Origin of the sequence: Desulfovibrio sp. Fe33, from assembly GCF_028532725.1 — a bacterium.
Lineage (GTDB): Bacteria > Desulfobacterota > Desulfovibrionia > Desulfovibrionales > Desulfovibrionaceae > Pseudodesulfovibrio.
The window spans coordinates 217,772-239,321 of the sequence record NZ_JAQKGU010000001.1 but is presented as its reverse complement, the minus strand read 5'-3'; the positions used below and the strand labels follow the sequence as shown (position 1 = coordinate 239,321).

The 21,550-nt window shown below is 61.3% G+C and carries 25 protein-coding genes and 2 tRNA genes; 13 read left to right on the top strand and 14 right to left on the bottom strand.

Features of this window, described 5'->3' with window-relative positions:
• Positions 1-8: 8 nt before the first annotated feature.
• Positions 9-1,049 (bottom strand): 23S rRNA (adenine(2503)-C(2))-methyltransferase RlmN, encoded by a 1,041-nt coding sequence (gene rlmN / locus PSN43_RS01190; RefSeq protein ID WP_272698884.1) that lies wholly within the window; start codon positions 1,047-1,049, stop codon positions 9-11.
• Positions 1,050-1,222: 173 nt separating this feature from the next.
• Between rlmN and PSN43_RS01185 the strand changes: the two genes are divergently transcribed.
• The 7 genes from PSN43_RS01185 (at position 1,223) to PSN43_RS01155 (ending at position 5,635) form a co-directional block, all read left to right on the top strand.
• The gene (locus tag PSN43_RS01185; protein ID WP_272698883.1) at positions 1,223-1,591 is read left to right on the top strand and encodes a PA2779 family protein; all 369 of its coding nucleotides are present in this window, start codon (positions 1,223-1,225) and stop codon (positions 1,589-1,591) included.
• A 9-nt stretch (positions 1,592-1,600) separates the two neighbouring features.
• Positions 1,601-2,545: a PA2778 family cysteine peptidase gene (locus PSN43_RS01180; RefSeq protein WP_272698882.1), complete on the top strand. Its 945-nt coding sequence runs from the start codon at positions 1,601-1,603 to the stop codon at positions 2,543-2,545.
• 162 nt (positions 2,546-2,707) lie between these two features.
• Positions 2,708-3,793 carry a YedE family putative selenium transporter gene (gene yedE / locus PSN43_RS01175; RefSeq protein ID WP_272698881.1) on the top strand — a complete coding sequence of 362 codons (1,086 nt, stop codon included), beginning with the start codon at positions 2,708-2,710 and terminating at the stop codon, positions 3,791-3,793.
• A 9-nt stretch (positions 3,794-3,802) separates the two neighbouring features.
• A complete protein-coding gene (locus PSN43_RS01170; RefSeq protein WP_272698880.1) occupies positions 3,803-4,021 on the top strand; it encodes a sulfurtransferase TusA family protein in 219 nt (72 codons plus the stop codon).
• Between the two features lie 2 nt (positions 4,022-4,023).
• Complete coding sequence (locus PSN43_RS01165; RefSeq protein ID WP_272698879.1) at positions 4,024-4,575, top strand: DUF3343 domain-containing protein; 552 nt, start codon at positions 4,024-4,026, stop codon at positions 4,573-4,575.
• Positions 4,563-5,426, top strand: coding sequence for an NAD(P)H-hydrate dehydratase (locus PSN43_RS01160; protein WP_272698878.1), 864 nt, complete (start codon positions 4,563-4,565; stop codon positions 5,424-5,426). The genes PSN43_RS01165 and PSN43_RS01160 overlap by 13 nt, the downstream gene beginning before the upstream one ends.
• A complete protein-coding gene (locus tag PSN43_RS01155; protein ID WP_272698877.1) occupies positions 5,423-5,635 on the top strand; it encodes a hypothetical protein in 213 nt (70 codons plus the stop codon). Before PSN43_RS01160 ends, PSN43_RS01155 begins: the two co-directional genes overlap by 4 nt.
• Positions 5,636-5,731: 96 nt before the next feature.
• Here the strand turns inward: PSN43_RS01155 and PSN43_RS01150 are convergent, their stop codons facing one another.
• From PSN43_RS01150 to PSN43_RS01130, 5 genes are all read right to left on the bottom strand, one after another.
• A complete protein-coding gene (locus PSN43_RS01150) occupies positions 5,732-6,568 on the bottom strand; it encodes a hypothetical protein (protein ID WP_272698876.1) in 837 nt (278 codons plus the stop codon).
• Entirely contained in the window at positions 6,565-6,795 is a 231-nt protein-coding gene (locus PSN43_RS01145; RefSeq protein WP_272698875.1) for a Bbp19 family protein, read from the bottom strand. Before PSN43_RS01145 ends, PSN43_RS01150 begins: the two co-directional genes overlap by 4 nt.
• Positions 6,788-8,518, bottom strand: coding sequence for a portal protein (locus PSN43_RS01140; RefSeq protein ID WP_272698874.1), 1,731 nt, complete (start codon positions 8,516-8,518; stop codon positions 6,788-6,790). Before PSN43_RS01140 ends, PSN43_RS01145 begins: the two co-directional genes overlap by 8 nt.
• 1 nt (position 8,519) lies before the next feature.
• On the bottom strand, positions 8,520-8,756 hold the full coding sequence (locus PSN43_RS01135) for a hypothetical protein (RefSeq protein ID WP_272698873.1): 237 nt from the start codon (positions 8,754-8,756) through the stop codon (positions 8,520-8,522).
• 286 nt (positions 8,757-9,042) lie between these two features.
• Positions 9,043-10,539: a sensor domain-containing diguanylate cyclase gene (locus PSN43_RS01130; RefSeq protein ID WP_272698872.1), complete on the bottom strand. Its 1,497-nt coding sequence runs from the start codon at positions 10,537-10,539 to the stop codon at positions 9,043-9,045.
• 250 nt (positions 10,540-10,789) lie between these two features.
• Between PSN43_RS01130 and PSN43_RS01125 the strand changes: the two genes are divergently transcribed.
• From PSN43_RS01125 to PSN43_RS01110, 4 genes are all read left to right on the top strand, one after another.
• A complete protein-coding gene (locus tag PSN43_RS01125) occupies positions 10,790-12,412 on the top strand; it encodes a glycosyltransferase family 4 protein (protein WP_272698871.1) in 1,623 nt (540 codons plus the stop codon).
• A 35-nt stretch (positions 12,413-12,447) separates the two neighbouring features.
• Positions 12,448-12,882 (top strand): 4Fe-4S binding protein, encoded by a 435-nt coding sequence (locus PSN43_RS01120; protein WP_272698870.1) that lies wholly within the window; start codon positions 12,448-12,450, stop codon positions 12,880-12,882.
• Positions 12,875-14,629: an aldehyde ferredoxin oxidoreductase N-terminal domain-containing protein gene (locus PSN43_RS01115; protein ID WP_272698869.1), complete on the top strand. Its 1,755-nt coding sequence runs from the start codon at positions 12,875-12,877 to the stop codon at positions 14,627-14,629. The genes PSN43_RS01120 and PSN43_RS01115 overlap by 8 nt, the downstream gene beginning before the upstream one ends.
• Before the next feature lie 65 nt (positions 14,630-14,694).
• A tRNA-Phe gene (locus PSN43_RS01110) sits at positions 14,695-14,770 on the top strand.
• Positions 14,771-14,938: 168 nt separating this feature from the next.
• On the opposite strand, the gene PSN43_RS01105 is transcribed toward PSN43_RS01110, so the two are convergent.
• The 7 genes from PSN43_RS01105 to PSN43_RS01075 all read right to left on the bottom strand — a co-directional run bounded on the left by PSN43_RS01105 (position 14,939) and on the right by PSN43_RS01075 (position 19,797).
• Positions 14,939-15,901 carry a hypothetical protein gene (locus PSN43_RS01105; protein ID WP_272698868.1) on the bottom strand — a complete coding sequence of 321 codons (963 nt, stop codon included), beginning with the start codon at positions 15,899-15,901 and terminating at the stop codon, positions 14,939-14,941.
• Between the two features lie 25 nt (positions 15,902-15,926).
• Positions 15,927-16,220, bottom strand: coding sequence for a hypothetical protein (locus tag PSN43_RS01100; RefSeq protein WP_272698867.1), 294 nt, complete (start codon positions 16,218-16,220; stop codon positions 15,927-15,929).
• Positions 16,207-16,440: a hypothetical protein gene (locus PSN43_RS01095; RefSeq protein WP_272698866.1), complete on the bottom strand. Its 234-nt coding sequence runs from the start codon at positions 16,438-16,440 to the stop codon at positions 16,207-16,209. Before PSN43_RS01095 ends, PSN43_RS01100 begins: the two co-directional genes overlap by 14 nt.
• Positions 16,441-16,713: 273 nt before the next feature.
• Complete coding sequence (locus PSN43_RS01090; protein ID WP_272698865.1) at positions 16,714-17,874, bottom strand: DnaB-like helicase C-terminal domain-containing protein; 1,161 nt, start codon at positions 17,872-17,874, stop codon at positions 16,714-16,716.
• Positions 17,875-18,096 (bottom strand): helix-turn-helix transcriptional regulator, encoded by a 222-nt coding sequence (locus PSN43_RS01085; protein WP_272698864.1) that lies wholly within the window; start codon positions 18,094-18,096, stop codon positions 17,875-17,877.
• A 109-nt stretch (positions 18,097-18,205) separates the two neighbouring features.
• Positions 18,206-18,775 carry a hypothetical protein gene (locus PSN43_RS01080; RefSeq protein WP_272698863.1) on the bottom strand — a complete coding sequence of 190 codons (570 nt, stop codon included), beginning with the start codon at positions 18,773-18,775 and terminating at the stop codon, positions 18,206-18,208.
• Complete coding sequence (locus PSN43_RS01075; protein WP_272698862.1) at positions 18,775-19,797, bottom strand: tyrosine-type recombinase/integrase; 1,023 nt, start codon at positions 19,795-19,797, stop codon at positions 18,775-18,777. The genes PSN43_RS01080 and PSN43_RS01075 overlap by 1 nt, the downstream gene beginning before the upstream one ends.
• Before the next feature lie 376 nt (positions 19,798-20,173).
• On the opposite strand from PSN43_RS01075, the gene PSN43_RS01070 reads away from it, so the two are divergent.
• Positions 20,174-20,249 (top strand) — tRNA-Phe (locus PSN43_RS01070).
• 215 nt (positions 20,250-20,464) lie between these two features.
• Positions 20,465-21,091, top strand: a complete 627-nt coding sequence (locus tag PSN43_RS01065; RefSeq protein WP_272698861.1) for a hypothetical protein — start codon at positions 20,465-20,467, stop codon at positions 21,089-21,091.
• A gap of 27 nt (positions 21,092-21,118) precedes the next feature.
• Here the strand turns inward: PSN43_RS01065 and tnpA are convergent, their stop codons facing one another.
• On the bottom strand, positions 21,119-21,550 hold the full coding sequence (gene tnpA / locus PSN43_RS01060; protein ID WP_272698860.1) for an IS200/IS605 family transposase: 432 nt from the start codon (positions 21,548-21,550) through the stop codon (positions 21,119-21,121).

Sequence of the window (21,550 nt, the reverse complement as noted above, 5' to 3'; positions counted from 1 at the left end):
CCGGGCGGCTAGCCCTTCCCGATGGTGTCGGCCTTGAGCTGGCCGCAGGCGGCCTTGATGTCCGCGCCCATGGAACGGCGGATGAAGGCGGTCAGACCGTGGTCCCACAGCCGCTTCTCGAACGCCTCGACCCGTTCCCGGTCCGGCGCGCCGTAGGGCATCCCTTCGGTGGCGTTGTAGGCGATAAGATTGATCTTCCCCTTCTTGCGGTCGATGAGCTTCGCCAACTGATCCGCGTGCTCCATGGAGTCGTTGACGTCCTTGAGCAGCAGGTATTCGAAGGTGATCCGCTCACGCGGCCGCATGGGATAGGCTTCGAGCGCGGCCATGAGGTCGTCGAGATGGACCTTGGCCGCCTTGGGCATGATCCTGGCCCGCAGCTCCTGGGTGGGAGCGTGCAGGGAAATGGCGGGCAGGGCTATCTCCAGATCGCCCAGGATCTTGAGCTTGTCCGGGAAGCCCACGGTGGAAACCATGGACCGCCGCCAGGACAGGGACAGGCCGCGCTCGCACGGCAGATCGGTCAGGACCCTGATGAGGGTGTCCAGGTTGAGCAGCGGCTCGCCCATGCCCATGAACACGAGGTTCTTGAGGGGGTTCATGCCGTGATCCTCAAGGTACTGGCGGCCCACCAGAATCTGACCCATGATTTCGCCGTAGGTCAGGTTGCGCTCGAAGCCGAGCTGTCCGGTGTTGCAGAAGGTGCAGGCCATGGCGCAGCCCACCTGCGTGGAAAGACACTGGGAATAGCGGTCCTGCATGGGGATGAGCACGGTCTCGATGAGCTTGCCGTCGCCGAGCCTGAGCAGGAATTTGATGGTCCCGTCACTGCTTTCGGCCACCCTGGCTATCTCGGGCCAGACAACCACCGCCATGGAAGCGAGCTTTTCGCGAAGCGGCTTGGACAGGTTGGTCATGGCTTCCACGTCGCGCACGCGCTTCTGCCAAAGCCACTGCCATATCTGTTCCGCCCGGTAGCGCGGTTCCTTCAGGTCCTCGGCCACGAAGGCCTCAAGGTCGTTCTTGTTCAGCTCTATGAGATTGTGCATGGCCGTTCCTTGCAGGAGATCGGCAAGCCGTGTCAAGAGCCGCGTACTCTCGCGGGATATCCTTGCAATTGCCAAAAACCACCTAATGCGGTAATTATTGAAAAGTCGCTGACACCCCACAAATTGGAGAGGTTTCCAAAATGTACAAAAAATTCAGCTCATTAGTATGTCTGATGGTAGTAGTTAGCCTGCTCACTCTGAACGTTGCTTCCGCCAGAGCGGGCCTCGTCTCCACCGAGGCGTCCATGGCCGCCACCCACAACGTGGAAAACCGCGCCTTCATCAAAGCGCAGTTGCAGCGCGACGACGTACGCCGCATCCTTGAAAACAAGGGGCTGACCGTGGCCGAAGTCGAGCAGCGCGTCGACGCCCTGTCCGACGCCGAGCTCAACCGCATCGCGGACCAGGTGGGCGACATGCCCGCAGGCGGCAGCTTCTTCGGGGTCCTCGTCGGAGCGGCTATCCTGGTCTTCATCATCCTGCTCATCACGGACATGGCGGGAGCCACGGACGTATTTCCGTTCGTAAAGAAGGCGAACTAGCCCGCCTCCATGCCTGACCGGACTTCGGGCGGCGGTCTTCCGGCCGCCGCCTGTCTCGCCTTGCTGCTCCTCTTGGGAACGGGATGCAGCCTCTACGGCGGCGTCATGCCCCCCTCGCCCTCGGGCGATCCCCTGACCCGCGTTCACGGCGTGCCTTTCTACGCCCAGGAAGAATACCAGTGCGGCCCCGCCGCCCTGGCCATGGCCATGACCTGGAGCGGCCTGCCCGCACACCCCGACGACCTGGCTTCACAGGTCTACACGCCGTCGCGCAAGGGCAGCATCCAGCCCGACATGATCACCGCGGCCCGCCGCCACGGGCGCATGGCCTACGTCATCCACGGCGCGGACGACCTGTCCGCGGAAATGGCCGAAGGCGTTCCTGTCGTCGTCCTGCAAAACCTCGGCCTTTCCTGGTATCCCGTCTGGCATTACGCCGTGGCCGTGGGCCTGGACCGGGAGACCGGCGAGGTCATCCTCAACTCCGGACTCACCCGCACGAAACGGACCCCCTGGCGGGTCTTCGAGAATACCTGGGGACCGGATTTCTGGGGGCTGCTCGTGCTGCCGCCGTCCCGGCTGCCCGCCGTGGCCGAAAAGAAACCGTGGCTCGAAGGAGCCGTGGGCCTCGAGCGGGCCGGACAACGCGCCGCCGCCGAGGAAGCCTATGCCGCGGCCACGGCCCGGTGGCCGCACAGCCACGACGCCTGGATCGGCCTGGGCAACACCCGCTACGCCGGGGGTGAGCCGCAGGATGCCGCCGACGCCTTCCGCAAGGCCGCCGAGGCCAATCCCGACAGCGGCATCGCCTTCAACAACCTGGCCTTCGTGCTCAACGAACTCGGCCGCCGCGACGAGGCGCTCCAGGCCGCGCGCAAAGCCGTTTCCCTGGGGGGGCCGCAGATCGAAACCTTCCGCGAGACCCTGTCCGGCATCGAACATCGGACACCCTGACCACCCTCCTCTCCGCCGTCTTTCCTCCTTCCAACTATCCATAAAATCTATAGCCCCGATTTTTTACACACATAGAAAGAATTGGTTCAAGCCGTCGTATTCCTCTATGTTTCATGTCGGAATTGGGGGAGTTTTTTCATTTACCTTATGCAAGGAGGAGGTATGACCAATTTTTTTGCCTCGCGGAAAGGCATCATTTCCGTCGGGCTCGTCATCGGGGGGCTTGCCGCTTTGCTGCAATACCTGGGCAACCCGGGCAACATGGGAATCTGCGTGGCCTGCTTTGAACGCGACATCGCCGGAGCCGTGGGGCTGCACAGGGCCGGCGTGGTCCAGTACATGCGCCCGGAAATCATCGGCTTCGTGCTCGGATCACTGGCCGCGGCCCTCGTGAGCAAGGACTTCCGGCCCAGGGCCGGTTCCGCGCCCATCGTCCGCTTCGTCCTCGGCGTGTTCGCCATGATCGGGGCCCTGGTTTTCCTGGGCTGCCCGTGGCGCGCCATCCTGCGCCTGGCGGGCGGCGACCTGAACGCCCTGCTCGGCCTGGCCGGACTCATTGTGGGCATCGGCATCGGCACCCTGTTCTTCCGCCAGGGATACAACCTGGGCCGAAGCCAGAAGACCTACGCATCCGTGGGGCTGCTCATGCCGATCATCATGGCCGGATTCCTGGTGCTGATGTTCCTCTACCCGCAGGTCGCCGAACAGCCGAAATCCGGGGTGCTTTTCTACAGCCTCAAGGGTCCCGGCGCCATGCACGCGCCCCTGTTCATCTCCCTGGCCGTCGGCCTGCTGGTGGGCATCCTGGCCCAGCGCAGCCGGTTCTGCACCATGGGGGCCTTCCGCGACCTGATCCTGTTCAAACAGGTGCATCTGCTCACGGGCGTCATCGCCCTGCTCGTCGCCGCCTTCGCGGTCAACCTGATCCTCGGGCAGTTCCACATGGGCTTCGCAAGCCAGCCCGTGGCCCACACCCAGGGATTGTGGAACTTCATGGGCATGGTCCTCGCGGGCCTGTGCTTCGCCCTGACGGGCGGCTGCCCCGGCAGACAGCTCTTCATGGCGGGCGAGGGTGACGGCGACGCCGCCGTGTTCGTGCTCGGCATGATCGTGGGTGCCGGTTTCGCCCACAACTTCGGCCTGGCCAGCTCGCCCAACGGCGTCGGCCCGCACGGCATCGCCGCCGTGTTCATCGGCCTGGCCGTCTGCCTGTTCATCGGTTTCACCATGCGCAAAAAAGCTGCTTAGGGGGATATCATGAGTGAAATACTCGACGCACGGGGCCTCTCCTGCCCCCAGCCGGTACTGGATACCCTGGCCAAGATAACGGCCATGGGCTCCGGCGAACTCGAAGTCCTAGTGGACACCGAGGCTTCCAAGGAAAACGTCGCCCGCGCCGCACAGGGCAAGGGCTGGAAGGTTGAATCCATCACCGAGAACGACGGCGAATACCGCCTCAAGCTGCTCGGGAGCTAGATTTGGCCCTGGCCGATCTGTTCAGAAAAAAGGGTTCCGGCCCGCGCCCCAAATCGCGCGCGGACCGGGGCCTGCTCGTTTTCGAGCACACCAGCGAGGTCATCCGGGCCGAAAAGCTGCTCAAGGAGTCGGGCCGGGAAATCCGCGTCATGGGGCCGCCGCCCGAGATTCAGAAAGGGTGCGACCTGGTGGTGGAATTCCCGCTCATGGAGAAGCTCGACATCCTGCGCACCCTGGCCGAAGCCGGAACCGTGCCGCTGGAGACCGTGCCCGTGACCGGGCCTCTGCTCGCCCCGGTGGACCTGTACCAGGTCAAGGATTTCGGCGATTACCTCATGGTCCGCGCCGCCAACATGAAACTGACTGTCGAGAAATCCACCCGGACCATCGTCAACGTGTCCGGCGGCGGCTGCCCGGACGTGCCGTACATCGCGGCCCGGCTCATCGGCCTAACCCTCGACGAAGCCCCGGCTCCCAGGGAAATCGGCCACACCCTGTGCGGCTACGCCCTGGAGCTGGCCCACGCGGAGATGCTGCGCTTATGCTCATCATAGTCGGCACAGTGCCCGATCCGGCCGTCCCCGTGCTTGACGCGCCCGCACTCCTGGCCAACGGCGCGCTCTCCGTGGGAGGACGCGCCCTGCCGCCCGACCGGGGCACGCCCGCGCTGCTGGCCGCAGCGGCTTCGGCCTGCGCCTTTCTCGGCACGGAACCGCCCCACGCCATGCTGGTGGGGGACGAAGGGCTCGGCCGGGGCAGCCGGGAACTATACCGCCATCTGACCGAGGTCCTGCCGTCGCGCGCCTGCTCCACGCTCGCCTTCCATTATCTGCAACCCGATGTGGACTGGCACAACAAGGTGCTCATGGCCGCCCAGGCCATGGCCGGGCCGCCCGCCCTCGTGGCCGACGCCGGATTCATGTACGCAGCCAAGATGAGCGGCTTTGCGGGCGAGTACGCCCTGTTCACGCCCGACGCCGGTGAGCTTGCCTTTCTCGCGGACGAGACGGCTCCGCACCCCTTCTACACGCGCGGATTCATCCTCCAGGACGAGAATCGCGCGCCCGAGCTGATCGAACGCGCGTACAGCCACGAAAACGCGGCGGCCTGCCTGCTGGTCAAGGGAGGAACGGACCGGATCGCGGACCGCACCGGCGTCCTGGCGGAAATCACCGGCCCGTCCGTCGAAGCCATGGAAGCCATGGGCGGCACGGGCGACACGGTCACGGGCATGGCCTGCGCCCTGATGGAATACGGCCTGCCCACGCCCAAGGCCGCGCAGGTGGCGGCTCAGGCCAACCGGTACGCGGGCGAAGCGGCCCGGCCCACCCCGGCCTCCCAAATCGGGGAACTGGTCCCCCATATCCCGGACGCCCTCAGGCGGGCCATGGAGGAACTCCCGTGACGCGCCGCATCTCCCCGGACATGACCCTTCTGGACGTGGTCCAGCATCATCCCGCCACGGACGCGGTCTTCCACTCCCGCGACGAACAGGCGGGCGAGTGCCTGCTCTGCCGGGCCCTGTTCGATACCGTGGCCGAAGCGGCCGAACGCTACGGCCTGGACCTCGACGCTTTGTTGAACGACCTGGAAGCGGCGGCAGACGAGGCGTAATCGGCCCGTTTTTCCCCCACCGGGTTCGGAAATTTTTCGGGCCGGAGGCTGTATGCCTCCGGCCCGTTGTTTTCTCCGGTTGAAAAAGGCCGGATTCTAGACCCTGCTTCCCGGCACGTAATCACCGGGATAAAGCAGCTCGAAGCCCTGGTTCACCTTCTTGACGAAGGAGGCGTCACGCTTGGTCGGGTCCTTGTAGCGCGGGTCCCGCATCATCTCGCGCAGCCGCTCGATGCTCAGGTCCTCGCCCCAGCCGCGAGCCGAGCCGCGCAGGCCGCTTTCCAGGACCAGGGGCGCGATCTTGGCGAAGGCGCTGATGACCGCCGCGCGGTTGCCTGCGCCGGTGGCGTCCAGAGCGGCGAGCAGCTCCTCGCCGCCCACGGCCTCGGCCGCGCGCAGTGCCGAATCGAGCAGGGACGGGGTGTCGCCCCGGTGCACGCTGCGCAGGGACTGCAACTCGGATTCGCGCAGCTTGGCCGCCTCGGCCTCCATGGAATGATGGGTGTCCAGGACCAGGGGCAGGAACCACTGGTACAGCCCGGCCACCTGCTTGGGGGTCAGCCCCAGCTCGAAGGCCTTTTCGCGCAAGCCGCCGAGCATGTCCTCGCGCAGTTGGAAACCGTCCGGCAGCTCCATGTCCGGGAACTCGTAGCCGTCCGGCTTGTCGGGCCTGCCCAGCGCCCCGTAAAAGGCGGCCAGGTCCTCGGGAGTGTCCCCTTCTCCGGGCACGCGCACGTATCCTTCCGGCGTCTTGCCGAGCATCCGCTGGGCATGGACCAGGGCCTTCACGGCCTCGTCCTTGGTGGCGTACTTGGCGAGCGCCGGATGGTCGCGCAGGGGGATATCGGCCTCGACGCCGTCCTCGCCCATCTGGCGGACGGTCCATTCCTCGGGCAGCGTCATCTGCCATTTCTTCACGTTCTTTTCGATCATCGGTTGTTCTCCTTCTCGATGAAGTTGTCGGGTTCAAGCATGTGTTTCATGTGCAGGACCAGGGACCTGCGGCCTTCGTTGAATTCGGTCCGCCCCCGGTCCGTGGAATACGTGGACCGCATGAAGCAGCCCCGCCGCTCCAGATCGGCCATGACCACGCGCCCGTCGGCGGAATCGAAAAGCCGCATGTAGGCCCGATGCAGTTCAAGCGGGCTGGCCTCAGGCATGGGGAGCCTCCTGCGCGTCGGAACCGGCCCCGGGGCCGGGGGCGGCCGAAGGCGGGGCAGCGACGCCGGTTGAGCCCATGAGCAGGGACCACAGGCCGGACAGCACGCTGGGATTGTCCATGCGGATCTCGGACAGCGTCTTGGCGATGGCCGCCGCGTCGGCCACGGTGGCCGTGATCTGCGCCGAACTCGCGGCCTGCGTCTTCTGCGCCCGCCCCTCGGCCACACGCTCCTCGGACTTGAGGTAGTCGGAAGGAGTGTTGAACAGCTCGGCGACATGCCGGGCCACCCGGTCCGTGTCGAAGTTGTCCATGATCCCGAAGGCGTCCTGCCCGCCCACCAGCGGCGAAAGGTATTCCATGACCTGGGAAAGTCCCTGGGCCTCGTACTGTTTTTGGGCGCGGGTCACGGGCGATGTGTAGCGGACTTCGAGATCATCCGCGGACAGCCCCTCGGGGAAGGACGGCAACGCCCCGGCGCGCAGCATGATGCGAAAGACCCGCCGAATCAGCGGGCTGAGAAGCTCGGTCTGCAACCTGCCCAGCACAGGGCCGAGCACGCGCATCTTCTCCGCCTGGCGGATGACCGCTTCGGTGGCCGTGACCGCCGGGCCTTCCGGCGCGATCTGATCCGACAGGAATATGCGGCGGATCGACTCCCTGCGGCCGTTCATCATCTCCTCGGCGGCCCGTAAATCCACATTCACAGGCAGGGCCTCGATGCGGTCCGTTGACCCGGCCCGATAGTAGGACAGCCCGCCCGGACCGGAACGAACCGGGCCGAGGAAACCGTCGTCCGGGACCATCAGCGGCGGATCGGACATCTTTTCCGCGGCCATGAGCGCGGTCCGGGCCATGGCGTTGAGGACCCGGGTGTCGGACAACGCCGTCTGCCCCGGCCCCCGGCCGTAGGTTTCGCCGGCGGCCTTGGCCCAGCGCGGGACCATGTACGGCATCTCCAGATAGCCGCTCTCCTCAAGCACATGGCTGCTCTTCACCTCCAGGTACACGCTGGCGTAAGGGAAATGCGCCGAGCCGAATCCCCCCGGATCGCGATCCATCCGGGGAAAGACCGCGTGCAGGATTTCCACGGGCTCCTCGGGCCTGTCCTCGCCCTTGCGCAACGTCTCGTCCGAGCAGGCCGCGCCCCACTCCTGGACCGCCTGGCGGGCCGTGAGCTCGTAGCGGCGGTACACGGTGTCCACCTGACCGCGCGCGGACTCGGCCACGAAGACCTCGCCCAGCGGCCTGGACGAGAAGCGGACCACGGTGGTGGGGTCCGCCTCGACGTACATGACCGCCGTGCCGAGCAGGGCGACGTCCAGATAAAGCTCATGCACGTGCGCCTGGAACCCGGTATCCTCGCTGTTGAACAACGCCACCATCCGTTCGCGGGACTCCTGCATGAAAGCGCGGACCTCGTCCGCGTCGCCCGCTGCCCGGTCCTTCACCGAGATGTCGAACCAGGGCAGCGAAGGGTTGGTCAGCAGCCCGCCCAGTGACGAGGCCAGCAGCTCAAGGGCGTGCATGGGCGTGGAGTCGAAGATGCGCTCGTCCCCCGCGCGTCCCTGCCACGCCGCGCCCGAACCGGACGCGACAAAGCTGTTCTTGCGGGGCAGCATGTATTCCGACAGCTCCTGCCACGCCCCCGCCCACGGACGGCGGGCCTCCTCCAAACCGGAGAAGCGTTTCAGCAGGGAGCGGGCCAATTCTGTTCTGTCCATGCTACTCCCCCAGCTTGGTCTTCAGGGTCTTGGCGGATACTTCGGGATCGCCCTTGAGCGACGCCGAACCGAGGGTGAGCGAGCTTTCGGCCTCGCGCCGGGATTCCAACTGCCGCGCTTCCAGAACCTTTTCCCGGTCCCGGCGGCGTTCGTCGGCTTCCTGTTGTTTCTGCTCGTTCTCCCGGGCCCGGCGCTCCTCTTCCAACGAATCCGAATTGTCGGAGGCATCGGCTGCCATTATGCTGCTCAGCCCTCCGAAAATGCTTCCGATCAAACTTACGGTTCCTCCCATAACGATAAATCCTCCTGTTGAAGTGTTTGGGAGGAGTATAGGCCCGGTTTTTCCACCGCCCCCGAAATGTCGACGAATGTATGGGAAAAGCGCTTGAGAGGTATAAATAATCAACTTGACAGGGGGACGGGAAATGCGGCCGCGCCATGCTTTTCCCGCTCCGCCGAAGACAATGAAAAAGCCCCGCCCGGAGAAACTCCGGACGGGGCCGTCATGGCGTTTTCAGGCCGCCCTACTGCACGGCGTTGCGGGCGGTCGGCTGTTTGTGCCCAGAGACGACGACCATGTTCCGGCCGTTGTTCTTCGCCTGGTACAGAGCCTTGTCGGCCTTGAGAACGAGATCGTCGTCCGTGGAGGAAAGGGAAGCGCCCTCCACGGAGGCGACGCCGATGGAGGCGGTGACGGCGAAGCCCCTGCCCTCGAAACAGAAGGAACAGCTCTCGATGGCGGAGCGCACGCGCTCGGCGAGCTTCCAGGCGCACTCCTCGCTGGTATGGGGAAGAAGAACCACAAACTCCTCGCCGCCGTAACGGGCCGCGAGGTCGGTCGTGCGGAACTCGGTGGACAGGATTTCACCGACCTTGCGCAGGACCATGTCACCCGCCTTGTGGCCGTAGGTGTCGTTGACCACCTTGAAATGATCGAGATCGACCATGAGCAGAGAAAGATCGTGATGATAACGCGAGCGGCGCTTGATCTCGTAGACCAGACGCTCGTCGAAGGAACGGCGATTGTAGAGCCGCGTCAGGCCGTCGCGGTCCGCCTTGAGCTTGACCTCCTTGAAGGCCAGCGCGTTGCGCAGGGCGAGCCCGATATGGTTGACGGCCGACCGCAGGGTCTCGACCTGATCCTTGCCGAGCCTGTATCCGGACTCGCAAAGCAGGGCGAGGCAGCCGAAGGTCTGCTGCCCGGCGGCGAGCGGCATGGTCACGAGCCTGCCCTGATCGGGGGCCAGCGAGAACTCCTGCCTGCGGGCCGGGTCCACGAGAGAGACCTGGAAGCCGTTGACCGCGCCCGCCCCCATGGAGCCGACGGAAGCCATTATCTGTTCGATCCAGGCGGACTCCACGGCCGGAGGCATCTTCCCGTTGAGAAATATTTCCACATCCGCGCCCTCGTTCGCGCCGGTGCTCCAGAAGGCGGCGTTGAGCATCTTCACAGGCAGGATCAGGCCGAGGGACTCCTTGGCGTTGGCCAGGATGGTGCCCGCGTCGAGGCTTTCGGTGGCCGAGGTCATGAGCTTGTTGAGAAACATGAGCTGATCGGTCTTCCGGGCCAGAAGCTCACGCTCGAGCAGGATTTCCTCGGTCATCCGGTAGATGTCGGAATAGAGGCTTTTGACCTCCCGGGCGCGGAACATGACGTCCTGAACCTTGGGCCGCGTCAGGGGCAGATCCACCACGGTGAGAAACCCTTCGGCCAGGACCTTGTCCATTTCGAGGTCCGCCCCGTTGTCGCGGATAAGGATACGCTGGGTCTCGTCCTGATCGCGATATTCCTGCCTGCGGGCCTCGGGAAAGCCCGACCAGACAGACCAGGGAATCCAGGCGGCGGAAGGCTTTTCCTCCTGCTCCAGCTCACGGGTCACGGGATAGGCCCCATCCGCGAAGTTGCGCACATGAAAGCCGGGTCCCACCCCCTCCTCGATCTGTCGGACGACCGATTCGGGAAGCCCGAGGCCCCACATGAGTTCAGGCCGCCTGCCGCGTTTCATCGACTGTCTAGGCATATCTGCGTCACGCTCCTTTGCGACGTCAAAACTTTGGCGGACTCTTCCGCCGCAAAAAAGTTTGAGCAAAAACGGGGCCATGCCATGTGTCGAAAAGGAAAAGGTCTTCCGTAGACAATACAACCGCACGATATAACAGCTTAAATTTTCGTATGTGATGACAAAGTCCGCAATCGGGACGGCAAAGTCTGCCCGCCGACGGATGCGACCGGCCATTGACAAACCCACCGGGAACGGTTTTGACCTAGACATGACAGGAACAAAACGCATCTGGGGAACGCTCGACCCCTTTTTCGAGGGCGGCCCGATCCTGGGCCGAACCGTGGCCAATACGGCCTTTCTGGACGCGCTGCTCCGAGCCGACCCTTACGACGAGTACCATTTCTTCCTACCCGGCGACCGCGCCCTGGCCCCGCTGAAGAAGCACCTGGAAGCGACCGCGCCCGGCCTGGTGCAGGACGCGCGCGTGCGCCTCATGCTCCGCGACGAACTGCCCGGCAGACTGGCAAACGCGCATTACCACTGTTTTCACCTGTCGGACTGCATCACCAGCCAGCCGTACCTGGCGCGTATGCGCAACCGGCTGAGCGAACGGATATTCCCGATCACCGGCCCCATCCACTCCCTGAGCTACGCGGGCTATCCCAAGGCGTTCCTGCAACACCTGTGGCCCGGCGCCACCCGCCGTGACGCCATCGTCTGCACTTCCGAGGCGGGCAAACGGGTCGTGGAGGGCTACTTCCGCCAACTGCGCGAGGGGTTCGGCATCGACGAGACCACGCACCCGGGTCCGGCCCTTGCCCGCATCCCGCTGGCCGTGGACGCCGACGCCTGTTCCCCCGGCAACAAGCCGGAGGAAGGCCCGGTGCGCATCCTGGTCTTCGGGCGCATCTCCCACCACTCCAAAATGGACCTGGTGCCGCTGGTGCGCGCCCTGCACCGACTGGTGAGTGACGGTCTGGACCCGCAATCCGTGGAGCTGATTCTGGCGGGATGGGCCGAACGGGAAACCCATGTCCTGGACACCCTGACCAACCTGGCCGCCAACGCGGGCATTCCGACAAGCGTGGTGCTCCGGCCCGGGGAAGCACGCAAGCGCGAGCTGTTCCGCAAGGCCGACATTTTCGTGTCCATCGCGGACAATCCGCAGGAGACCTTCGGCATCACCCTGGCGGAGGCCGGTGCCTTCGGACTGCCCGTGGCGGCCTCCGACTACGACGGCTACCGGGACATCGTCGAGGACGGCGTGACCGGCCTGCTCGTCCCGACCATGGGGCCGAGACGCACGCCCGACGTGGACCTGTCCGCCCCGCTGAATTTCGACAACCATTACCATCTGGCCCTGGCCCAAGCCACGGCGGTGGACGTTCCGGCCCTGGCCGACGCGCTGAATCGGCTCATCCGCGACCCGGAACTCAGGCGTTCCCTGGGAATGGCCGGACGCGAACGGGTGCGCCGCCTGTTCGACTGGCCGGTCGTCATCGCCCAATACGCGGCCCTGTGGGACGGCCTGTGGGCTGAACCCGTCGAAGCCGCGCCGCTGCGCGATCTGGCGCATCCCCTGGCCCCCGAATACGGCGAGCTTTTCGCAGGCTACCCCACGCGCACCCTGGAGGACGGCGTGAAGCTGGTCATCGGGCGAACGGGCGAAGCATTTTACAGAAACCGTGATTTTCCCAACCTCTACGCCGGACTGAAGACCGCCATCGACCTCGAAACGATCCGCAGGCTGGCCTTTTTCGCCCGCAAGCCGGTTGACACCGCAACCCTGATACGCAAGGTTTCAGAGGCGGCGCCCCACTTGGATTCCGGCCGAATCGAAAATCATATTCTGTGGGCGCTCAAACAGGATATTCTGCAAACCACGGAGTGATTCCAACCCGACTTTCCCCGCCCGGAGGCATGACGATGAAAGCTCTCAGAGCAGCCCGCATGGAACGATGCATCGGCTGCCATTCCTGTTCGCTGGCCTGTGCGAGACAGGTCCACAAGGTTCTTTCCTGGAACAAGGCGGGCATCCGCATTTCGTCCTCGGGCGGGCTGACCACGGGCTTCGAAGCGCGCGTCTGCCTGGCCTGCCGCCCCGCCCCCTGCGCGGCGGCCTGTCCGACCGGCTCCCTTTCCCAGCGCAGGGACGGCGGCGTGATCCAGAAAAAAGACCTGTGCATCCGTTGCGGCCAATGCGCCGAAGCGTGCCCTGTCGACGCCATCTTCCTGGACCACCAGGTCAACCCGTACGTCTGCATCCACTGCGGCCAGTGCGTGGCCTACTGCCCCCACGACTGCCTCGAAATGGTCGAGCTGCCGCGCGCGTCGGCGAAGGAGGAAGAAAGCGATGATTAGGGACTTCTTCCGCGTCATGGTGGTCAACCTCACCACGGGCAGGACCAACATCGAGAACATCCCCGGCCGGGACGAGTTCCTCGGAGGCTCCGGCCTGGCCGCCCGGCTCTTCCAAAAATACGGCTTCGTCGACCGCGACTGGGACGACCCCGAGCAGCCCCTGATCTTCGCCATCGGCCCGCTGACCGGCTATTTCCCGCTCATGAGCAAGACCTGCTGCGCCTTCCGCTCGCCCTACCACAACCAGTACACCGAAAGCTACGCGGGCGGGAAATCCGCCCTGTCCCTGCGCTTCGCGGACCTGGACGCCCTGGTGATAGTGGGCAAGGCCGAACGGCTGACCGCCCTGTGCGTGGGGTCGCGCCGGGTGGAAACCCGCGACGTGGAGTATCTGCGGGGCTTCGACGCCCTCCAGACCGGCCGCGTGCTGCGCAAGATATTTCCCGGCTCGGGCCGCCGCTCCATCATGCGCATCGGCCCGGCAGGAGAAAACCTCTCCGCGTACGCCTGCATCAACGTGGACACCTTCCGCCACTTCGGACGCATGGGCGGCGGCACGGCCATGGGCGTCAAGAACCTGAAGGCCATCTGCATCCTCGGCGACCGGGGCTTCGCTCTGCCCGAAGGCAAGGCGTACCCCAAGCTCTACAAGCACATCTACGAGCAACTGACCACCACGGAGATGATGGCCAAATACCACGGCCTGGGCACGGCGGTGAACATCAACCCGCTCAACGCGCTCCAATCCCTGCCGTGGAAGAACCTGCAACAGACTTCGAGCCCGGACGCTGTCAAGATCTCGGGCGAGACCTTTGCCGACGACACCCTGTTGCGCAACGCGGCCTGTGCGGGCTGCCCTGTCGGCTGCATCCATGTGGGCTTCGTGCGCGAACAGTTCCAGACCAACAACCAGTATCTCTACCGCCAGGTGGGCTATGACTACGAGCCCATATTCTCCTGCGGCGGTATGCTCGAAGTGACCGACGCCTCCGAGGTCCTGCGCATCCTGGACGTCATCGAAAAGGAGGGGCTGGACTGCATGTCGGCGGGTGTGGCCCTGGCCTGGGCCACCGAAGCGCTGGAAAAGGGCGTCATCACCGAAAAGGAGACGCTGGAGCCGCTCAAGTGGGGCGACTCCGAAACATACATGCGGGCCGTGGAGCATCTCGGCCGGCCTGAGAACGACTTCTACCGGCTGTTGGCCCAGGGGACCATGAAATGCGCCCGGGTATACGGCGGCGAGGACTTTGCCTGCGTCCTGGGACAGGAGATGGCGGGCTACGCCACGGGCGAGGTTTTCTTCGTGGCCGAGGGGCTGGGCTTCCGCCACTCCCACCTGGACGCTGGCGGCTACGCCTACGACCAGAAGCACGACGAGAAGGACGTGGACAAGGCCCTGGGGTTCCTGCTCAAGGACGGCCGGGAGCGGATCGTGCTCAACTGCATGGTCGGCTGCATGTTCTCGCGAGGCGTATACAAGGAGGACCTCCTGGCCGAAGCCCTGACATCGGTCGGCTACGGCGAGCTGAACGGCTCCCTGGACGACATCGGCAAGCGGGTCCAGCGAATGCGCTGGCGTCTGCGGCTACAGATGGGCTACCGCCCTGACGAGGCGAAAATTCCCAAGCGATATACCGAGATAACCACCTGGAAAGGCCCGGTTGACGTCGAATACATGGAAGCCCTGCGCCGCGCCTACGCGGCCAGCATTCTTGAAATGGGGGCGGACCCGGAAGAAGAGAGCTGAAATATACTGAAAAAAGGACTTGCCAACCCCGTCCCATTTCGGTAAATCCCACTTCTCGACCGGTTGCTCGGGTAGCTCAGTCGGTAGAGCAGGGGACTGAAAATCCCCGTGTCGGCAGTTCAATTCTGTCCCCGAGCACCATAGAAATCAAAGGCTTACAGAACCATCTGTGAGCCTTTTTTCTTTTCCTCCCTCCGTGGTCCCCCATCTGTCCCCCATTTGAATAAAAAACCGCCACCCAAAAGAAAGGGCCAGCCTAGCGTTAGCAGGACCGGCCCCATGCCACGGAGGAGAAGCGCGGGCGGTGGACTATGCCGCCAAGTCGAAATCCTCCACAAGACTTTCAGTGTAGGCCCGTGCGATGCGTCCGCAGTCGGGCCGGTTGAACTTGATGGATTGATTCCCACGACGTTGCAAAACCGAGTGGCACGCCGTCTGAAAGATCAACTCGACGAGTGTGTCAATGCGCCCGGCAATCCCGATAAGCAATCCGGGCTCAGTGTCGAGCCAGAATTTCAGGGCAGGGTCAATCTTATGAGCCAGGGCGGTGCGGGTGCTTCGCTCAAACTCCGGGGCGAGAGGGCGGCCCATAGGGTCATCGGCAAGTGCGGCCAAGCCCTCATACGATTCGCTGAGGCTCAGGGCGTTGAGGAACGCCGCCTGTTCGCCCTTGGTCTTTTTCTCGCGGAACAGGGCACGGACCTCGGCCGCTCGCATTTCACGACGCAGCGCCTCATAATTCTCGGCCACCGGCAGGGCCACGGCGTTGACGAGCACATTCTGGACACCCTCAAAACGCCTACCAGGTCCAGCCAGGAACAGGATTCGCAACTTCTCGCTCAAGCCGTCCAGGGCGGTGACAATGGTTTCAACTCCACGCGCCATTGCCCGCTCCGGAATCAAGTCGCGGTCACGGACAGTCCTGCCCGCGTTCGTAAAGGCCGGTGTCATCACTTCGGCGCTGGTGGCGGCGATTGCGTCGTAGATCCCGCGCCAAGCATCGCGCTCATACCTGGAATCGGTATCAGTCAGGTTGGCAAACTGTTTCTGGTGGCGGCGTGCGCGGTCCTCGGCGGTCTGGCCCACGTCGGAGGGCACCCCGGCCAGGATGGAAGCGAAGAGGCTTCCGAGAGGGCCGATTTCCATGCCGCTTTGGGTAGCGTTGACGGTGCCGTCCTGCTCATATGCAAGCAGGTCAGGGAGTTGCACAGTCCCGTTCATTGTCGGCCCGACGACGCGGGCAGCCGATCCGTTGACTTCTCGTGTGAACATAGAATTTCTCCTTTATTTCAGTCTATTAGCTGTTGATATGCGTTGCGTTGTTTGCGTGGTATTCTTGGGCAATCCGCTCCCACTCGCCATTGGTCAGGCGCTTAAACCCGTGAAGGCAGGGGCAATCGGTCGAAGCCTCCACGCGGGCCATGAATGCCTCTTGGGTTTCGTCTGCCTTTCGGTGGAATACTTCGCCAGGGCGACCCTCGGCGTAGGTCAGCTCGCACCATGAGGGGGTGATCCAAAAACGGGGCATGTCTTGCGGCACGGCCTGGGCCTCAAGACGTTCAAGGCGGGCATGGATGTTACGCGGCTTCATCGGGAACCTCCGGGGCGGGGCGGCTGCCGTCCACGACGTTGACCACCACGATCGGGCCTGTGTGACCCGGATATGCGCCCTGGGCATCCTCTACGCTGGCGAACACCTGACCGTTGACGGAAAATCCGTCTGCCGTTGCAAAACCCACGATAGAGGGTGCCGGGGGTTGCTTGTCCTCCTGGACACGTTCCAACTTATCCAGGCGTGTTTTCATCTTCATCGTCCCTCCTGCGCGGCCTCAAGCGCCGCAATTCGTTTTTCCAAGTCGCTGCCTTCCATGATCCGCACAAGCGTCTGTGCGACGTATGCGCGGGCCTTGGTCTGATTTTCGTCCAATTCGCCATTTTCAAGCCGAGTCAGACATCCAGCGAGGTATGCGCGGACGCTCTCAATCGAAGTCAAGCGCAACCGTTTTTTCCGGGGGGTGGGGGTGTCGGTAGATTTTGTTGTCATCACTGTGTTCCTTGGCTGTTTACGGTGCCGTGAAAAGCCCCTAGGCGGCATCTTCAGCACTGTTGCGTTGCCACTCTCCTTGCGGGCGCAAATCGCAGCCGTTGACAGTCTTGAAGCGTCTTTCAAGGCCGTTGGGGTTGCGGTCTGTCTTCCAGTTCTTGGCTTTCACGATTTTGAGCTTGTTCGGCTCAAGGGCCAGGTAGAGGCGGGGTTTCTCCAGGCTGCGACCACCACCAAGGCCGAGGTCCGTACCCCGGTTCTTTTGCAGGGCAACAATAGCCAAGGCTCCGTCCAGTTTGTCGTGGATGGCCTTGAGCATCCCGCCAACCTTGAAGAAGTCCTCAGAGACTTCCAGGAAGTCGATGATGTTCAGCTTTCCCTTTCCGGGCCTGATTGCGTCGTGGAAATTGTCGGTGCGCTCCCATGCGTTGAATCTCCACTCAGACATGGGGCAATCGAATTTGCTGAGGCGCTTTTTCAGTTCTTGCGCGCCCATTTCGCTGTTGAAGTAATGAACTTCCATACGATCTTGATTCATGCGGACGGCGTTCAGCAAAAAGGCGGTCTTTCCCGCGTTTGGCTCACCGGCAACAATGGCGATGTTACCCGGCATCAACTCCACCATGAGATGGAGTCCGAAGGGCAGCCGGATATCAACGGGGTCTTCCTCATCGGCCATGAAGTTGATGGCTTCACATTCGCTCTCGACCCGTCGCCAGTTGCCAGAGCGCGACCCAACGCGCTCTATCTTGTTCTTTTGTCTTTCTCTTAAGAGTTTAGAGCTGACGGCGTTGCGCTGTAATCGATCAGTCAACCCGCACCACTGGCACAACTCGGAAGTTGTAAATGTTCCAGTAGATTGCGCGATAAACTCATCCACGAAAGCGCTGATATCTGCTGACGAAGTGCTGACGAAGTGCTGACGATCTGCTGACGCGGAGATGACGTGCGCTGATGCTGCTGACGATGCTGACGGCGCTGACGAATTGGGCTGATTGCTGACGGTGCTGACGCGCTCGGCTGCTACAATTTCCATCTGCGCTTGGGCGATGTTGAGCAGGTCTTCAAAAGGGATTTCTGGCCCTGTAGCTTTGGCAAACTCCTGGGCCATACTCACGGCCTGAGCCATTGAATGGCCGTCCCAAAGGAGCTGGTACAGCTTTGCGCCAACGGCGACAATGTAGGGATCAGGAGCGGGCATCTACGCCGCCTCGGACGTGCGGCTGGCAAGCCATGCCGTGAAGTCGGAACGCAAATAGGCGACCTTGCGACCAACCCGGATTCGTTTCGGGCCTTGGCCGAGGCTATCCAGGTTCGCTAAACGTCCGGTGGAAATCAGCCCCCCGGTGAGTTGGTGGACTGCGGTTCTGGCAATGATCGGCGGAAGGGTCCGCTCCAATTCTTGAATCTGATCGGGATGCATAATCACTCCTTCATCCGTTTGATTACGGGCTATAGAGTGACTGTTAACACACTGAAATTGTGATTGTATTTATGAATAAATTGCGAATGAATTTATTCATTGAATCAGGTCAGAGGCCGAGAGTCTTGCGAGATACTGAAACACATTCCCCATCGGACATTTGGACAGAGGGGACACAATAGCCGTCCGGGTCGATCGCTACGGCCTTCCGTACATAATCAGCCAAATAACTCTCGATTTCTTCACGGGTGATCTCCGGGCCCTTGGATTCAATCTTTTTCAAGGTTGCCAGCCATGCGCTGGTCAATTGCCTCTCTTGGTTTACCCAACTTTGAAATTTTGGATCATCCTTCATATAGCCAGAAAGGGCGCGAGCCTCTTTGTGTTCCATCCCTAATGTTTCTGCGGCGGCACGTTTTGCCTCTGTGTCATTGCGGAACACTGTCCCGACTAGAGCTAGGTTTTTCCCGTACTCTTGAGCAAGCACCAATTTGTTAACACCATCGGCAGCCTTTCGCCCTCCTTTACGGCGCAACCCACCCTCAAAAAATAGGGCAATGTCGGTAAAACTTTCTGGAGGCAAAGAGTTGCTGTGTCTTCTAAGAAACTTGGCAATGCCGGTCTTGTTTTTGTCATAGAGAAGCTGGAAAAGTTGTGCACGTGCGTGTTTTGAATCCATCACTCACCTCCTGCGCGTTTGATGTTAACGACTTTACCCCGGCCTCTCTTCTCGGCGGCGTCGGCTTTCTCGCCCCGCTCCATGGCCTTGACCGCGTTGGTCAGGTCTTCGCTCGCCAGCTTGGAATATCTGGTGGTCAGGACCGGCGTACTGTGGCCCAAGAGCCGTTGGACATGGAGAAGGCCCGCCCCCTGTTTGACAAGACGGCTGGCGTAGGAATGCCGCAAAACGTGAAAGCTGACTTTCATCTTCGGATCGGTCACGCCTTCATTCAACTTGGAGTCGGCCACGCCCCGGACAAAGGCGGTGGGGACTTGCGCGTGTTTGGTGCCAAGGCCGGTTGGGAACACAAGTTCGCCGTCGCCGCTCTGTTCCATGCCTGACAGGAGTTCATGCAACCGCTCGGTCATGGGGACAACTCGATCTTTCCCGCCTTTGGTGTTCATGGCGAGAAGGGTTCGGGCTTCAAGGTCAACCGCCCCCCAAGTTAGTGCGGCGATCTCCCCGAAACGGAAGCCGCTTTCTAATGAAACCAGAGCCATGTCCGCCGCCTGTTCATTCTTTGCGCGTACACAGGCCAGCAAACGCTCGGCCTCTTCCGGGGATAGATATCGTTGTTTTTCGTTGTCGATCTTCGGCAGCTTGAAGGACTTGAGGGTGGTGGGACATTTGCCCTCCACGATCCCGGCATCACGGGCCGAGGTCCATATCATGCTGAAAGTGCGGAAAACCGCTTGCATGGTCCTCGGTGCGCGTCCAGCCTTGAGCATGGCGGACTTGACCCTGTTGGCGTGGCTAATCGTGATCTCGCGCAATGATACGTCGCCCATATGCGGGTAGAGCCAGGTCTTGCAATGCTCTTCATGCTTGCGGCCCGTTTCCGACTTCCAGGTGGGCAGAGCGACAGGGAAATACTGGTCCTCGGCGAAAGACTTGAATGTGACGTTGCGCCGTGCTTCGGCCTCGGCAACCTTCTTTTCTTCGAGGCGCTTTACCTCGGCCTTCTCCCGCTGTTCATTCATCGTGCGGGGGCCTTCCCCCCTTTTGGCGGCGGCCAGGAGTCCAGCACGGACACGGGATGCTTTTTCTGCCGACCACTTCTCTTTTGGGTCGGAAGCCCAACCTAACCCCTCCTCGATGCGCTTGCCGTCAACGTAGAATCTGATGGAGAAATACCGATCTCGCTGAACGCCATTCTTGCGGGTGGGGTGAAGCCGGTATCTCACGCCCTTGAACGAAGTGCTTTTCCATTTCTCTTTCATGTCTGCCACCTTTTGTCCCCCATTTGTCCCCCATTTTGGAGGTGAGACAAGGTTGTGCTAGGTGATGGAACGTGAAATTCATATAATGGACAAATCAACGTATGACAAGGGCTATAGTCCATTTTGGGGGATAAAAAGTTAAGCCGAGTGAAACATAAATTAGGGGACTGAAAATCCCCGTGTCGGCAGTTCAATTCTGTCCCCGAGCACCATAGGAATCAAGGCCTTACGAAGAATTCTTCGCAAGGCCTTTTTCTTTTTTGGCCGTTTTGAACTAGGATAGCACTAGTTTTTAGGGAGACAGGACGCCTCGCAAGCCTTTTGGGGAGAACCATTTATGTCTGAGAACTCGACCTCATCCATCGATTTGTATGATGATATTCTGTCGAAAGACTTTTTTCATATGAGCTAGTTGCGGCGGAAGGCAATGGCAGAGGAGCCTCAAAGATATGCTCGTGCCACTGAGGCTATTAAACATATCAAATCATTACTGGAAGATATTGACTCCGAGACTTTCGAAGATTTGATACGATCCATTTCACTGCTAGGATCGCAAGCTTCTTCCTCTTTTATTCACCAATATAAGCATGACGCATGCACCGAGTACAGAAGCAAGCTATGCTCCATTCTTTTTACTCAGGAGTTTGCCGACACTCTTACTACCATCCATGAGTTCTCGAAGGATTACGTTTATGACGCTTTGTTATTGACTGATGAAGTCTCCATGGATTCGTACATCGAGGCCATCGATGACTATTGGCAGTTGTTGGATCAGTATCTACATGATGTACACGAACTTCCTGAAGATTTGAACGAAGTCAATATACTGTCAACTTACCCTAAGGTTACCAAGCTCTTTACTCAAAAAGGATATAGCGTAGCCACTGATGGGAATGAGGTTATCATGCGTGCTAGTCCTTGCTGTCCTGAGTTTGAATTCGAGAAGATGTTGGAGTCCGTACTGGAAAAAAATTTTTGCTTCGGGATCAAATTGAAGACGTTTTCACGGAGAAAAGTCATGCCCCTCCGGCAAAGCCGGGTCTTGAACTTGTGAGCAACTCAAAGCGACTTTAAGCACCGCCTAAAGGCGGAATTTCAATTGCTCCATCCGCTTTGTTTCATGCTCCTGCCTGCGGATGTACTCCCTTATCACTTTCTCATCGCGGCCGACTGTCGTGACATAGTATCCATGTGCCCAAAAGCTCTGCCCGGCAAACACTTTTGCCCGACCCTCTGCTTCTCGCGCTATGTGGATCGCACTCTTGCCTTTTATGTACTCCACAACTTTCGACACGGAATATTTGGGAGGAATCGCGATATACATATGTACGTGATCAACGCACAAATGCCCTTCCAGTATTTTTCTCTCACGCTGTGCTACCAGCTTATGGAACACATCTCCCAAATAATTTCTCAGTTTCCCAAACAATACCTTTCGTCGGTACTTCGGTATCCAGACAATGTAATACTTACAGTCCAATTTCGTATGACATAGGCTTGAATTGCTCTTCAT

Coding starts and splice junctions, on each gene's coding strand:
- rlmN (WP_272698884.1), bottom strand. CDS start 1,049: ATGCACAATCTCATAGAGCTGAACAAGAACGACCTTGAGGCCTTCGTG.
- PSN43_RS01185 (WP_272698883.1), top strand. CDS start 1,223: ATGGTAGTAGTTAGCCTGCTCACTCTGAACGTTGCTTCCGCCAGAGCG.
- PSN43_RS01180 (WP_272698882.1), top strand. CDS start 1,601: ATGCCTGACCGGACTTCGGGCGGCGGTCTTCCGGCCGCCGCCTGTCTC.
- yedE (WP_272698881.1), top strand. CDS start 2,708: ATGACCAATTTTTTTGCCTCGCGGAAAGGCATCATTTCCGTCGGGCTC.
- PSN43_RS01170 (WP_272698880.1), top strand. CDS start 3,803: ATGAGTGAAATACTCGACGCACGGGGCCTCTCCTGCCCCCAGCCGGTA.
- PSN43_RS01160 (WP_272698878.1), top strand. CDS start 4,563: ATGCTCATCATAGTCGGCACAGTGCCCGATCCGGCCGTCCCCGTGCTT.
- PSN43_RS01150 (WP_272698876.1), bottom strand. CDS start 6,568: ATGATCGAAAAGAACGTGAAGAAATGGCAGATGACGCTGCCCGAGGAA.
- PSN43_RS01145 (WP_272698875.1), bottom strand. CDS start 6,795: ATGCCTGAGGCCAGCCCGCTTGAACTGCATCGGGCCTACATGCGGCTT.
- PSN43_RS01140 (WP_272698874.1), bottom strand. CDS start 8,518: ATGGACAGAACAGAATTGGCCCGCTCCCTGCTGAAACGCTTCTCCGGT.
- PSN43_RS01135 (WP_272698873.1), bottom strand. CDS start 8,756: ATGGCAGCCGATGCCTCCGACAATTCGGATTCGTTGGAAGAGGAGCGC.
- PSN43_RS01130 (WP_272698872.1), bottom strand. CDS start 10,539: ATGCCTAGACAGTCGATGAAACGCGGCAGGCGGCCTGAACTCATGTGG.
- PSN43_RS01125 (WP_272698871.1), top strand. CDS start 10,790: ATGACAGGAACAAAACGCATCTGGGGAACGCTCGACCCCTTTTTCGAG.
- PSN43_RS01120 (WP_272698870.1), top strand. CDS start 12,448: ATGAAAGCTCTCAGAGCAGCCCGCATGGAACGATGCATCGGCTGCCAT.
- PSN43_RS01115 (WP_272698869.1), top strand. CDS start 12,875: ATGATTAGGGACTTCTTCCGCGTCATGGTGGTCAACCTCACCACGGGC.
- PSN43_RS01105 (WP_272698868.1), bottom strand. CDS start 15,901: ATGTTCACACGAGAAGTCAACGGATCGGCTGCCCGCGTCGTCGGGCCG.
- PSN43_RS01100 (WP_272698867.1), bottom strand. CDS start 16,220: ATGAAGCCGCGTAACATCCATGCCCGCCTTGAACGTCTTGAGGCCCAG.
- PSN43_RS01095 (WP_272698866.1), bottom strand. CDS start 16,440: ATGAAGATGAAAACACGCCTGGATAAGTTGGAACGTGTCCAGGAGGAC.
- PSN43_RS01090 (WP_272698865.1), bottom strand. CDS start 17,874: ATGCCCGCTCCTGATCCCTACATTGTCGCCGTTGGCGCAAAGCTGTAC.
- PSN43_RS01085 (WP_272698864.1), bottom strand. CDS start 18,096: ATGCATCCCGATCAGATTCAAGAATTGGAGCGGACCCTTCCGCCGATC.
- PSN43_RS01080 (WP_272698863.1), bottom strand. CDS start 18,775: ATGGATTCAAAACACGCACGTGCACAACTTTTCCAGCTTCTCTATGAC.
- PSN43_RS01075 (WP_272698862.1), bottom strand. CDS start 19,797: ATGAATGAACAGCGGGAGAAGGCCGAGGTAAAGCGCCTCGAAGAAAAG.
- PSN43_RS01065 (WP_272698861.1), top strand. CDS start 20,465: ATGGCAGAGGAGCCTCAAAGATATGCTCGTGCCACTGAGGCTATTAAA.
- tnpA (WP_272698860.1), bottom strand. CDS start 21,550: ATGAAGAGCAATTCAAGCCTATGTCATACGAAATTGGACTGTAAGTAT.